General features: G+C 66.8%; 16 protein-coding genes. 3 read left to right on the plus strand and 13 right to left on the minus strand.

All coding sequences use genetic code 11. The features are described 5' to 3' along the window. Positions 1-100 precede the first annotated feature (100 nt). The 3 genes from MF607_RS12330 to MF607_RS12340 are packed head-to-tail and all read right to left on the minus strand — an operon-like array spanning position 101 to position 1,457. Positions 101-478 (minus strand): PaaI family thioesterase, encoded by a 378-nt coding sequence (locus MF607_RS12330; RefSeq protein WP_242119148.1) that lies wholly within the window; start codon positions 476-478, stop codon positions 101-103. Next, a complete protein-coding gene (locus tag MF607_RS12335) occupies positions 475-915 on the minus strand; it encodes a PaaI family thioesterase (RefSeq protein WP_242119150.1) in 441 nt (146 codons plus the stop codon). The genes MF607_RS12330 and MF607_RS12335 overlap by 4 nt, the downstream gene beginning before the upstream one ends. Positions 916-971: 56 nt before the next feature. Next, the gene (locus tag MF607_RS12340) at positions 972-1,457 is read right to left on the minus strand and encodes a hypothetical protein (protein WP_242119152.1); all 486 of its coding nucleotides are present in this window, start codon (positions 1,455-1,457) and stop codon (positions 972-974) included. Positions 1,458-1,551: 94 nt separating this feature from the next. On the opposite strand from MF607_RS12340, the gene MF607_RS12345 reads away from it, so the two are divergent. Further along, positions 1,552-2,319: a crotonase/enoyl-CoA hydratase family protein gene (locus MF607_RS12345; RefSeq protein WP_242119154.1), complete on the plus strand. Its 768-nt coding sequence runs from the start codon at positions 1,552-1,554 to the stop codon at positions 2,317-2,319. On the opposite strand, the gene aguB is transcribed toward MF607_RS12345, so the two are convergent. The 3 genes from aguB to MF607_RS12360 are packed head-to-tail and all read right to left on the minus strand — an operon-like array spanning position 2,316 to position 4,485. Continuing rightward, positions 2,316-3,161, minus strand: coding sequence for an N-carbamoylputrescine amidase (gene aguB, locus MF607_RS12350; protein ID WP_242119156.1), 846 nt, complete (start codon positions 3,159-3,161; stop codon positions 2,316-2,318). The two genes, MF607_RS12345 and aguB, sit on opposite strands and share 4 nt — an antisense overlap. An 8-nt stretch (positions 3,162-3,169) precedes the next feature. Then, on the minus strand, positions 3,170-3,520 hold the full coding sequence (locus MF607_RS12355; protein WP_242119158.1) for a DUF3147 family protein: 351 nt from the start codon (positions 3,518-3,520) through the stop codon (positions 3,170-3,172). Beyond that, positions 3,517-4,485: an agmatine deiminase family protein gene (locus MF607_RS12360; protein WP_242119161.1), complete on the minus strand. Its 969-nt coding sequence runs from the start codon at positions 4,483-4,485 to the stop codon at positions 3,517-3,519. The genes MF607_RS12355 and MF607_RS12360 overlap by 4 nt, the downstream gene beginning before the upstream one ends. A gap of 115 nt (positions 4,486-4,600) precedes the next feature. Here MF607_RS12360 and fsa point away from each other — a divergent pair, with 115 nt between their 5' ends. Both fsa and MF607_RS12370 read left to right on the plus strand, forming a co-directional pair. After that, positions 4,601-5,254, plus strand: a complete 654-nt coding sequence (gene fsa, locus MF607_RS12365) for a fructose-6-phosphate aldolase (RefSeq protein ID WP_242119163.1) — start codon at positions 4,601-4,603, stop codon at positions 5,252-5,254. Positions 5,255-5,273: 19 nt separating this feature from the next. After that, positions 5,274-6,161, plus strand: coding sequence for a tyrosine recombinase XerC (locus tag MF607_RS12370; protein WP_242119166.1), 888 nt, complete (start codon positions 5,274-5,276; stop codon positions 6,159-6,161). Positions 6,162-6,468: 307 nt separating this feature from the next. On the opposite strand, the gene MF607_RS12375 is transcribed toward MF607_RS12370, so the two are convergent. From MF607_RS12375 to MF607_RS12405, 7 genes are all read right to left on the minus strand, one after another. Continuing rightward, positions 6,469-6,720, minus strand: coding sequence for an ATP synthase F1 subunit epsilon (locus MF607_RS12375; RefSeq protein WP_242119168.1), 252 nt, complete (start codon positions 6,718-6,720; stop codon positions 6,469-6,471). Between the two features lies 1 nt (position 6,721). Continuing rightward, positions 6,722-6,904: an eL24 family ribosomal protein gene (locus tag MF607_RS12380; RefSeq protein ID WP_055758524.1), complete on the minus strand. Its 183-nt coding sequence runs from the start codon at positions 6,902-6,904 to the stop codon at positions 6,722-6,724. Beyond that, the gene (gene atpD / locus MF607_RS12385; protein WP_056453217.1) at positions 6,904-8,376 is read right to left on the minus strand and encodes a F0F1 ATP synthase subunit beta; all 1,473 of its coding nucleotides are present in this window, start codon (positions 8,374-8,376) and stop codon (positions 6,904-6,906) included. The genes MF607_RS12380 and atpD overlap by 1 nt, the downstream gene beginning before the upstream one ends. Continuing rightward, complete coding sequence (locus tag MF607_RS12390; protein WP_242119170.1) at positions 8,376-8,954, minus strand: hypothetical protein; 579 nt, start codon at positions 8,952-8,954, stop codon at positions 8,376-8,378. The genes atpD and MF607_RS12390 overlap by 1 nt, the downstream gene beginning before the upstream one ends. Beyond that, positions 8,951-9,838 (minus strand): F0F1 ATP synthase subunit gamma, encoded by an 888-nt coding sequence (locus MF607_RS12395; RefSeq protein ID WP_242119173.1) that lies wholly within the window; start codon positions 9,836-9,838, stop codon positions 8,951-8,953. Before MF607_RS12395 ends, MF607_RS12390 begins: the two co-directional genes overlap by 4 nt. 126 nt (positions 9,839-9,964) lie before the next feature. After that, entirely contained in the window at positions 9,965-11,494 is a 1,530-nt protein-coding gene (gene atpA / locus MF607_RS12400) for a F0F1 ATP synthase subunit alpha (protein WP_242119175.1), read from the minus strand. 2 nt (positions 11,495-11,496) lie between these two features. Then, on the minus strand, positions 11,497-12,036 hold the full coding sequence (locus MF607_RS12405) for a F0F1 ATP synthase subunit delta (RefSeq protein WP_242119177.1): 540 nt from the start codon (positions 12,034-12,036) through the stop codon (positions 11,497-11,499). Positions 12,037-12,427 lie beyond the last annotated feature (391 nt).

A 12,427-nucleotide genomic window follows, 5' to 3' on the forward strand; every position in this document is an offset into this window, starting at 1 on the left:
CGAAACCCTTTTGAAACCAAAGCCGCATTGTCGCGGTCGAGGGTTGCTACGTCCCGAATGTCGCACAACTATCGCAGGTCTTGAAAATATCCGGGCCGGGTCAGCGCCGTAGCAGATAGTTCAGCCGCGCCGCCGCGATCGGCCGGTCGCGATCGTCCTGCCATGCGATCGCGGCCACATTGGCGATGCGCGCGCCCAGCCGGGTGACGCTGCCCGCCGCCCAGATCGTCCGCTCGCGGCCGCCGCGCATATAGTCGATCGTGACGTTGATCGGCTTGATCGTCGCCGCGTCGCTGCCCAGGGCATGGCGCAGCGCGATCCACGCCGCCATCTCCAGCATGCCGCCGATCGCGCCGCCATGGACGAAGCCGGGGCGGCCGAGCAGGTCGTCGGCAAACGCCATCGCTACGATCGGATGGCCGGCATCGTCGGTGTCGAGCGTCAGCCCAAGCAGTTCGGCATAGGGCGGCAGGGTCATGCGGCGTCCAAGAGCATGAAGGTGCCCGCGACATGCGCCACCGGATCGCCCGGATCGCCATCATGGGCGATGCCGCGCACGAACGCGACCTGCCGCGCGACGCGGTAGCATTCGCCGCGCCCGATCACCGTCCGCCCGGGCGTCGCCGGGCGGAGATAGTCGAGCCGCAGGTCGAGCGTCGCATGCGGCAGGAACGCACCGCGCTTCAGCCAGACGCCGACGCTGGTCGCCATGTCCATCAGCGTCAGGATCGGCCCCGACGCCAGCACGCCGCGCGCCGGATCGCCGATCAGGTCGGATCGGAACGGCAGCAGCAACTCGCACCAGTCCGCGCCATGCGCCTGATAGCCGATCCCCAGCCGCGACCCATGGCCGCCGACCCGCGCCGAAAAGAAGCGGGCCGGATCGAAGCCGGGCGGGAGCGGAAAGCCAGTCATCGCCGGTTCCTGTAGAACGGATCGCCCGCCGGTTGAAGGCGAAGACTGGCCGGCGGTCAGTGCAGCGCGATCTCGGTGACGACGAAGGGCGCGATCGCCTTGTCGGTCGCGTTCTGCACCAGCAGGCCATCGATCCGCTTCTTGTCGGCACCGATCTTGGCAAGCGGCAGTTCGACCTTCTTCCAACCACTGGCGGGCAAGGTCACCGGATAGGCCTGCGCCTCCAGCGGTTTGCCATCGACCACCGCGACGATCCGCAATTGCTGCGCGCCGCCGTCCATGCCCTGGATCAGCATCGCCACCGACTTGTACGGCGTGGTGTCGAACGGCGCATGGTAGAGCGACAGCGCCTGATAGGGGCCGGCCTCCACCCAGATCGGCTTGCGCTGCGACCCCTGAATCTCGGTCGACAGCTCGACCGTCGCCGTACTGCGATTCTCCCAGCCGTTGCTGAGCGCAGTGCCATAGATATTGCCCGAACCGACATCCTGCGCGACGACCGGAGTCGCCACCACCGCCAGGGCCAACCACCATGGACGCATCTTTCCTCTCCTCTCCCCTGCCGGTATCGTCCGGCTACCCCCATGCTACGCCGCCATGGCCCGTTGAAAAGGGGGAAGTTGGGGAGCGGGACGGATGCGGGTGACGACCACGATCGCGGACGGGGTGGCGCAGGTCCGCCTGACTCGCGCCGACAAGATGAACGCGATCGATCCGGCGATGTTCGACGCGCTTCTCGACACGATCGGAACGCTGCGCACGTCCCCGGCGCGCTGCGTCGTGCTGTCGGGGGAGGGGCGGGCCTTTTGCGCCGGGCTCGACATGGCGAGCATGGCGGCGGGGGCGGCGGGCCTCGACCTAGCGAGCCGGACGCATGGGCTGGCCAACCGGGTGCAGCAGGTGGCGTGGGGCTGGCGGACGCTGCCGATGCCGGTGATCGCGGCGGTCCACGGGCTGGCGTTCGGCGGCGGATTGCAGATCATGGCGGGGGCCGATGTGCGGATCGCCGCGCCCGACACCCGGTTCGCGATCCTCGAGGCGAAATGGGGGCTGGTTGCCGACATGGCCGGCTTCGCGCTGTGGCGCGACGTGCGGGGCGACGTCTTGCGCGAACTGGCGTTCACCGCGCGCGAGTTCGACGCGGTCGAGGCGCAGGCGGCGGGGTTCGTGACGCGCATCGCCGACCATCCGGTCGACACGGCGATGGTAATCGCCCGCGGCATCGCCGGACGCAGCCCCGATGCGGTCCGCGCGGCCAAGCGCCTCGCCAACCTTGCCGACGATGCCGATGCCGCGACGATCCTCGCCACCGAAAGCGCCGAACAGATCGCGCTGCTCGGCACCGCCAATCAGGTCGAGGCGGTCCGCGCCGGCATGGAGCGGCGTGCGCCCGATTTCCGTTAGATATCCTGCACCAGCCGCCCGTACAGCTCGGGCCGGCGGTCGCGGAAGAAGCCGAAGGCGGCGCGGTGGCGCTTTACCCGGTCGAGGTCGAGCGTCGCGGTGATGACGCCCTCTTCCTCGCGGTCGAGTTCGGCCAGCACGTCACCCCGCTCATCGACGATGAACGACGTGCCGTAGAAGGTCTGGCCATGTTCAGTGCCGACGCGGTTGGCGGCGACCACCGGCACGACGTTCGACACGGCATGGCCGACCATCGCCCGCCGCCACAGCCGCGCGGTGTCGAGGCTGGTATCGTGCGGTTCGCTGCCGATCGCGGTCGGATAGAACAACACTTCCGCGCCCATCAGCATCAGTGCGCGCGCGGTTTCGGGATACCATTGGTCCCAGCAGACGCCGACGCCCAGCTTGGCGGGCCCGTCCCACACCTTGAACCCGGTATTGCCGGGGCGGAAATAGAATTTCTCCTCATATCCCGGACCGTCGGGGATATGGCTCTTGCGATACACGCCCTGGATGCGGCCATCGGGGTCGATCATCGCGAGGCTGTTGTAGTGATGCGGACCATCGGCTTCGAAGAAGCTGGTCGGGATATGCACCTTCAGCTCGCTGGCCAGCGCCTGCATCGCCAGCACCGCCCTGTGCTCGGCCACCGGCTTGGCATTGGCGAACAGCCCTTCGTCCTCGACGCGGCAGAAATACTCGCCTTCGAACAATTCGGGCGGCAGGATGACCTGCGCCCCCCGTGCCGCCGCCTCACGCACCAGTCGCGCGACATTGGCGATGTTGCGGTCGATATCGTTCGAGAAGCCGAGCTGGAGCGCGGCGACGGTGATCTCGGTCATGAACAGTCCTACAGCGTTACGCCGAAGCGGGCGGCGACGGGGTTAGTGGCCAGATACAGCAGGATCGTGACACCGCAACCCGCCAGCAACGCCCACCAGAAGGGGAGGCCATGGCGCAGCAGCGCCGGCACGATCAGGAACATGGGCAGCGAGGGCAGCACATACCAGAAGGTCGCCTCCGCATGATCGGCCAGCCGCATCGCGTCGCCGGTATCGCGCCATAGCCAGATCATGCCAAGCAGCGACACCAAAGGCAGCGACGCGACGAGCGCCCCCGCCGCCGGATTACGCCTTGCGATCAGCGCGACCGCCGCGACGATCAGCCCCGACAGCGCGGCGCGGACGACGAACGCGATCAAGCCGCCGGAATCTGCTGGCTGATGCAGTGGAAGCTGCCGCCGCCGGTCAGGATATGATCGGCGCGCAGCCCCACGACCTGACGATCGGGGAAGATTTCGGCGAAGGCGGCGATGGCCGCATCGTCGGTGCCGGTGCCGTACAGCGGCACGACGACCGCCGCATTGCCGATATAGAAATTCATATGGCTGCCGGGAATGATCTCTTCCTCGGGCGACAGCACGCGACCGGGGGAGGGGACCAGCACGACCTCGACGCCAAACGCCTTCGCCCGTGCCGCCGCATCCTGATAGATGCGCCAGTTCGGATCGTTCTCGGCCGCCTGCGGGATCGCCAGCCGGTTCGGCCCGACGAAGCGGGCGAGGTTGTCGACATGGCCGTCGGTATGGTCGTTGAGCAGCCCGTCGCCCAGCCACAGGACGCGGTCATAGCCCAGATCCTCGCGCAGCCGCGTTTCCGCCGCCGTCTTGTAGAAGCCGGTGTTGCGATTGGGGTTGAGCAGGCATTGCTCGGTCGTCACCACCAGCCCGGTGCCGTCGCCGTCGATCGCGCCGCCCTCGACGATCCAGTCATGTTCGGCGACCCCCAGCCCATGTCCGCGCGCGAGGCGCAGGCCGATATCGTCGTCGCCGGGCAGGTCGTATTTGCCGCCCCAGCCGTTGAAGCCGAACCGATGCGCCGTACCGTCGCCGCCGATGATCGGACCGGTGTCGCGCAGCCAGATGTCACCGAACGGCTCCATCGTGACCTCGGCAAAGGGCGCACGCGCGCGCGCGTCGTCGGCCGCCTCGACGGTCGCGGCGACGAGGATCACCGTCTCGCCGCGTCCCTCGGCATGGACGGCCCTCGCAAAGGCGACGACTTCGTCGCGGGCGGGGTCGAGGTCTTCCAGCCATAGGTCGGCATGGCTGGGATAGCCGATCCATACGGCGGCGTGGGGAGCCCATTCGGGTTGCGGCGCAGTCATGCGCGCGCAGATAATGGATCACGGCCCACAGGAAAAGACCCGCGATCTTGCCCCCGCCGTCCCGATGGGCGATGGGGCGGCATTGCTTTCACGGCCCGCGCAGGAACCGAGTCCCATGAAATTCTTCGTCGATACCGCCGATACCAACGACATTCGCGAACTGGCCGAAACCGGCCTGCTCGACGGCGTCACCACCAACCCGTCGCTGATCCACAAGTCGGGCCGCGACTTCCTTGAGGTCGTGCGCGAAATCTGTTCGATCACGCCGGGACCGGTTTCGGCCGAGGTCGTGGCGCTCGACCATGCGGGCATGATGCGCGAGGCGGAGATCCTGCGCAAACTGGCCGACAATGTCGCGGTGAAGGTGCCGTTGACGATCGATGGCCTGAAGACCTGCAAGGCGCTGACCGACGACGGCACGATGGTCAACGTCACCCTGTGCTTCTCCGCCAATCAGGCGCTGCTGGCGGCAAAGGCCGGCGCGACCTTCGTCTCGCCCTTCGTCGGCCGCCACGACGATATCGGCTTCGACGGCATGGGGCTCATCAGCGATATCCGGCTGATCTACGACAATTACGACTTCGGCACCGAAATCCTCGTCGCCAGCGTCCGCCACCCGGTCCATGTCCTCGAATCGGCCAAGCTTGGCGCCGACGTGATGACCGCGCCGCCATCGGTCATCCGCGCGCTGGTCAAGCATCCGCTGACCGACAAGGGGATCGAAGGCTTCATGGCCGATTGGGCCAAGTCGGGCCAGACGATCGGCTGATCGGGGGGCAGGGGCTGTCTTGGAAACCACGCAGCCCCTGCCGCTCGCCTTCGCCACCTTTCTGTCGCGCGACCGGCGGCGATCGGCGCATACCGTGCGCGCCTATGCGGCGACCGCCGAACGGCTGATCGCATTTCTCCAAGGCCATTGGGGCGGCGCGGTCGATGCCGCTGCCTTGGGTCGGATCGGCGCAGCCGACCTGCGCGCCTTCCTAGCGCGTCGGCGGGAAGATGGCCTCGCCAATACGTCCGCCGCGCGCGAACTGTCGGCGGTGCGCGCGTTTCTCGACTTTCTCGGCATCGACGCGCCCCGCCTGCGCGGACCGCGCACCGGCAAGGGCATACCGCGGCCGATATCCCCCGACGAAGCAGTGGCGCTGGCCGAGGACGTCGCCGACGAGGCCGCCGAACCATGGATCGGCGCACGCGACTGGGCCGTCTTGCTGCTGCTCTATGGCGCGGGGCTGCGTATCGGCGAGGCACTGTCGCTGACCGGAGCGATCCTGCCGCTGGGCGAGACGATCATGGTCACCGGCAAGCGCGACAAGACGCGGGTCGTGCCGCTGCTGTCCCCGGTCCGCGCCGCGATCGACGCCTATGTCGCGCAGCAACCCTGGGGCACGGCGCGCGATGCCCCGTTGTTTCGCGGGGCCAAGGGTGGGCCATTGTCGGCCGGCGTGATCCGCCGATCGGTCCGCATGGCGCGGGCACGGCTCGGGCTCGGCGACCGCACTACGCCGCATGCGCTGCGCCACAGCTTTGCCACGCATCTGCTCGGGCGCGGTGCCGATCTGCGCTCGCTTCAGGCGCTGCTCGGTCATGCCAGCCTGTCCTCGACGCAGATCTATACGGCGGTCGATGCGGCGCATCTGCTCGACGTGTACCGGAATGCGCACCCGCATGGGTAGGGTGACGTGGTTGCGCTTCCCCCTTCCGACATCACCCCGGACTTGATCGAGATCTCCGAGAAAGTCGCGTGATTGCCTGAAGCCTTCCGTACCCCGGCGAAGGCCGGGGTCCAGTTGGGCGACGTTAGTGAGATACGGCAAAACCTTCCCAACTGGGCCCCGGCCTTCGCCGGGGTACAAGGAGCGACGTTCGCAGAGTTCCCGATCGAGTCCGGGGTGACGGGAATACCTACTTGTCGCGAAACAAAAACGCCGCGCCGAACCTCGGTCCGGCGCGGCGTCTTGTGGAACGCAAGGGGCGGAGCGGTCAGCCGGCCTGTTCGGCGAGGATCGTCAGCCCCTTGGGCGTTACCTCGGCGAATCCGCCACGGATCGCGATCCGCTCGGCCTCGCCCTTTTCGCTCCGCTGGACCAGCAGGTCGCCGTCGCGGATCGTCGACATGAACGGCGCATGGCCCTCCAGCACGCCGAAGTCGCCTTCGGTGCCCGGTACGGTGACCATGTAGACCGATTCCGACCGCACCAGCTTTTCGGGGGTCACGAGTTCGAAGTGCAGCATGTCAGGGTCTCGTTTCAATCGCGCGGTCGAACGCGGCGGTGGCCGCATCGAACTTGTCCCGGCAGCCGGGATTACAGAAGCCGACCACCGCGCCGCGATACACCGTCAGGGCGTCGTCGCTGATCGGCTTGGCCGACCAGGGACAGACGTCGTTCACGGCATCTTCGCGGCGCAGCGCCGTCATCAGGCGTCCTGCGCCATCTTCTGCGCCTTGGCGACGACTTCGTCGATGCCGCCGACCATGTAGAAGGCCGACTCGGGCAGATGGTCGTATTCGCCTTCGACGACCGCCTTGAACGACTTCACCGTGTCTTCCAGCGCGACGAACTTGCCGCTGATGCCAGTGAACACTTCGGCGACGTGGAACGGCTGCGAAAGGAACTTCTGGATCTTGCGGGCGCGGGCGACCGTGACCTTATCCTCTTCACTCAGCTCGTCCATGCCGAGGATGGCGATGATGTCCTGCAGCGACTTGTAGCGCTGGAGCAGCGACTGCACGGCGCGCGCCGTGTCGTAATGCTCCTGGCCGACGGTGCGCGGTTCGAGAACGCGGCTGGTCGAATCGAGCGGATCGACCGCCGGATAGATGCCGAGTTCCGAGATCGCGCGGTTGAGCACGGTCGTCGCGTCCAAGTGGGCGAACGAGGTCGCCGGCGCCGGATCGGTCAAGTCGTCGGCGGGGACGTAGATCGCCTGCACCGAGGTGATCGACCCCTTGTTGGTCGAGGTGATGCGTTCCTGCAGCGCGCCCATGTCGGTCGACAGCGTCGGCTGATAGCCCACCGCCGACGGGATGCGGCCGAGCAGCGCCGACACTTCCGAACCCGCCTGGGTAAAGCGGAAGATGTTGTCGACGAAGAACAGGACGTCCTGCCCTTCGACGTCGCGGAAATATTCGGCGATCGTCAGGCCCGACAGCGCGACGCGGGCACGCGCGCCCGGCGGCTCGTTCATCTGGCCATAGACCAGCGCGACCTTCGAACCCTCGCTGGTCGGATTGCCGTCGGCATCCTTGGCGATGACGCCGGCGTCAAGGAATTCGTGATAGAGGTCGTTGCCCTCACGGGTGCGCTCACCCACGCCCGCGAACACCGAGGTGCCGCCATGGCCCTTGGCGATGTTGTTGATCAGTTCCTGAATAAGCACCGTCTTGCCGACGCCCGCGCCGCCGAACAGGCCGATCTTGCCGCCCTTGGCATAGGGGGCGAGCAGGTCGATGACCTTGATGCCGGTGACGAGGATCGCGCTCTCGGTCGACTGGTCGACGAACAGCGGCGCCGATGCGTGAATCGGGGCGGTGGTTTCGGCGCCAACCGGGCCACGCTCGTCGATGGGTTCGCCGACGACGTTCAGGATGCGGCCGAGCGTCTTGGGCCCCACCGGCACGCGGATCTGCGATCCGGTGTCGCGCACCGCCTGACCGCGGGTCAGACCTTCGGTGGCGTCCATCGCGATCGTGCGCACGGTGTTCTCGCCCAGATGCTGCGCGACTTCGAGGACGAGGCGGTTGCCGTTATTGTCGGTTTCGAGCGCCGACAGGATGGCGGGCAGTTCGCCGTCGAACGCGACGTCGACGACCGCGCCGATGACCTGCGCGATCCGTCCGGTATTGTTGGTGCTGCCCTGGGGCGCGTAGGTGTCTGCGGCGGTTGCCATCACTGCTTCCTCGGTTCGGTCCCCGTCGCGGGGCGGGTAAAGGTCACGATCAGGCGGCGTCCGCCGTCGATCGGAGTACGGGTAATCTGATAATCGGCACCGGCGACCTTAGCCGATGTCGGGCTCTCGGTCATGATGCCGCGCTTCACTTCCTCGCGGCCGGGCAGGCCGAGGCTGGCGAGCGGGCGGTCGACCCAGCGCGCGAACTGTTCCTTCGCAAAGGGGCTGGAATCGAGGTTCACGATATCGAGCGCGAAGGCGAGCTTCCCGATGCGCTGCGCATCGCCGGTCACCGTCAGATTGGCGGTGTTGACCGGCTTGATCGACGGATCGGCCATCGGCGTCGGCTGTGCCGTCGCCTCCATGCCGCCCTCGACCGCTGCATAGGGCGACAGGCGGAAGCCCATGCCGTTCAGCAGCTCGATCGTCTTCGGCGCATCGCCGAACACCGTTGCCCAGCCACCGGTGACGAAGGGCGTCGGCGTCGCGCGCGGACGCTCCGCCGCCTTGTCGGCAGCGGGCTGACCACAGCCGGCCAGCATGGCGACGAGCGCCAGCAGGACGGCGGCGCGGATCACAGCGCTTCGGCGCCCGAGATGATTTCGACCAGCTCGGTCGTGATCGCGGCCTGACGGGTGCGGTTATATTCGATGGTCAGGCGGTTGATGAGGTCGCCGGCATTGCGCGTGGCGTTGTCCATCGCCGTCATCTTCGAACCCTGTTCCGACGCCGCGTTTTCGCGGATCGCGCGGTAGATCTGCACCGCAATATTGGTCGGCAGCAGGCTGTCGAGGATCGCTTCCTCGCTCGGCTCATATTCGACGACCGCGTCGGCGGAAGGTTGCGAAGTTGCCACGGCGGGGGTCGGAACCTTGACCGGAATCAGTTGCTGTTCCGTGGGTTCCTGCGTCAGCACCGTCTTGAAGGTTGCATAGAACAGGTGCGCGACGTCGAATTCGCCCGCTTCGAAGCGGCGGATCAGGTCGTCAGCATAGCCCTTCGCATCGGCGAAGGTCAGCTTGCCCAGATCGCCCGGTTCGACGGCATGGACGAAACCGTCGCGGAACTGGCGTGCCAGCACCGCGCGGCCCTTGCGACCGATCGTCAGGAACTTGACGGTCTTGCCCTGCTCCTGAAGCTCGAGCGCACGGCGGCGGGCCAGGCGGGCGATGTTCGAATTGAACGCGCCGGCCAGCCCCTTGTCCGAGGTCGCGACGACGAACAGATGGACCTGATCGCTGCCGGTGCCGGCCAGCAGCGGCGAGCTACCTTCGGTGACCTGCACCTTGCTGGCGAGGCTGGCGACGACCTGTTCGACGCGGCTCGCATAGGGACGACCGGCCTCGGCCGCTTCCTGCGCACGGCGCAGCTTGGCGGCGGCGACCATCTTCATCGCCTTGGTGATCTTCTGCGTCGACTTCACCGAGCCGATGCGCAGTTTCAGGGCCTTGAGTGACGCCATGTTCTTCTTCCTGCTCCCTCTCCCCGCTTGGCGGGGAGAGGGTCGGGGAGAGAGGGCTTCGTTACCGAACGGCCCGCGCTTCCCCTCTCCCAACCCTCTCCCCTGAAGGGGAGAGGGCTAGTGACTTTATGCGAAGTTCTTTGCGAACTGGTCGAGCGCGGCCTTCAGGCCCGACTTCGCCTCGTCGCCCAGATCCTTGGTATCGCGGATCTTGGCGAGCACCTGCGGGTGGTTCGCCTTCAGGTCGGCGAGCATCGCCTGCTCGTAGCGGGTCACGTCGTTGACCGCGACCTGATCGAGATAGCCCTGCGTACCGGCGAAGATCGACGCGACCTGTTCCTCGAACGGCATCGGCGAGAACTGCGCCTGCTTGAGCAGTTCGGTCAGGCGCGCGCCGCGGTTCAGCAGCTTCTGCGTCGACGCGTCGAGGTCCGAGCCGAACTGCGCGAAGGCAGCCATTTCGCGATACTGGGCCAGCTCCAGCTTGATGCTGCCCGCGACCTTCTTCATCGCCTTGGTCTGCGCGGCCGAACCGACGCGGCTGACCGAGAGGCCGACGTTGATCGCGGGGCGGATGCCGGCGAAGAACAGGTCGGTTTCGAGGAAGATCTGGCCGTCGGTGATCGAGATCACGTTGGTCGGGATATAGGCCGAGACGTCGCCAGCCTGGGTTTCGATGATCGGCAGCGCGGTCAGCGAGCCGCCGCCATTGGCGTCCGACATCTTGGCGGCGCGCTCGAGCAGGCGGCTGTGCAGATAGAACACGTCGCCCGGATAGGCTTCGCGGCCCGGCGGACGGCGCAGCAGCAGCGACATCTGGCGATAGGCGACCGCCTGCTTCGACAGATCGTCGAACACGATCAGGCCGTGCATGCCGTTGTCGCGGAAATATTCGCCCATCGCGGTGCCGGTATAGGGCGCCAGATACTGGAGCGGGGCGGGGTCCGATGCGGTCGCGGCGACGACGATCGAATATTCCATCGCGCCATTTTCTTCGAGCGTGCGCACCAGCTGCGCGACGGTCGAGCGCTTCTGGCCGACCGCGACATAGACGCAGTACAGCTTCTTCGATTCATCCGAGCCGGCGTTCGCCGTCTTCTGGTTGATGAAGGTGTCGATCGCCACCGCCGACTTGCCGGTCTGACGATCGCCGATGATCAGTTCGCGCTGGCCACGGCCGACCGGCACGAGCGCGTCGATCGCCTTCAGGCCGGACTGCATCGGCTCCGAAACCGACTGGCGCGGGATGATGCCCGGCGCCTTCACGTCGACGCGGGCGCGACGTTCGGACACGATCGGGCCCTTGCCGTCGATCGGGTTGCCGAGACCGTCGACGACGCGACCCAGCAGGCCCTTGCCGACGGGCACGTCGACGATGGTGCCGGTGCGCTTGACGGTGTCGCCTTCCTTGATCGACGAGTCCGAGCCGAAGATCACGACGCCGACATTGTCGGCTTCGAGGTTCAGCGCCATGCCCTGGATGCCGCCACCGAACTCGACCATTTCGCCCGCCTGGACGTTGTCGAGCCCGTGGATGCGGGCGATGCCGTCACCGACCGACAGCACCTGTCCGACTTCCGAAACCTGCGCTTCGGTGCCGAAATTGGCGATCTGGTCGCGGATGACCTTCGAGATTTCTGCGGCGCGGATATCCATGTTCAGCCTTTCATCGCGTGCGCGAGCGTGTTCAGTCGGGTCTTGATCGAGCTATCGATCATCTGGCTGCCGATCTTCACGACCAGTCCGCCAAGGAGAGAGGGGTCGACCTTCAGGTCGATCGCGACGTCGCGACCGACCCGGTGGCGCAGCTGCTGGCGCAGCGCGTCGACTTGCGAATCGTCGAGCGGATGCGCCGAGACGACCTCTGCGTTGGTCTCGCCACGGCTGCGCGCCGCCAGTTCGCGAAAGGCGCGGATGATCGCGGGCAGATCGCCCAGACGACGGTTCTGCGCGAGCACGCCGAGGAAATTGGCGGTCAGCGGGTCGAGGCCCAGCACCGGCACCAGCGCGGCGATGGTCCGCGCGGCATCGGCACGACCGATCAGCGGGCTCTTCACCAGCGCGGCGAGATCGGCCGATTCGGCGATGCCCTGCGACAGCGTCTTGAGGCTCGATTCGACCGCGATAAGCTGGCCCTGTTGCTGGGCGAGGCCAAACAGCGCGGTCGCATAGCGGCCACCCAGGCTCGCCTGGATCATGCCGCCGCCAGTAGTTCCGCTGGATGTCTCCACGCGCGCGTCCTTGTCAGGGGTCAATTCATCGTCCCATGCATGAAAGGGGGCCGCATTCCCAACCGCCGTCGCGACCAAGTGTCGCGCCGCTGACCGGCCCATGCGCCCCCGATGGGTCGTGGGGCCGCTAGCATCGGTGTCACGATTTCGCAAGCTTTGCGGCAAGGATGCGGCGAATGGCGATTCGTACCGAAGCTGAACGGGGGGTGATGCAGCCGAAGAAAAAGGCAGACCCGGTTCACGCGAAGGCGCGAAGAGCCGAATGAGGATCTGATCCTTCCTGTTCGCAACAAACGTCATCCCAGCGAAGGCTGGGATCTCATGGTAATGGCACGTAGCGTTAACCGAGGGAGACCCC

It is taken from the genome of Sphingomonas lacusdianchii, assembly GCF_022664395.1.
Lineage (GTDB): Bacteria > Pseudomonadota > Alphaproteobacteria > Sphingomonadales > Sphingomonadaceae > Sphingomonas > Sphingomonas lacusdianchii.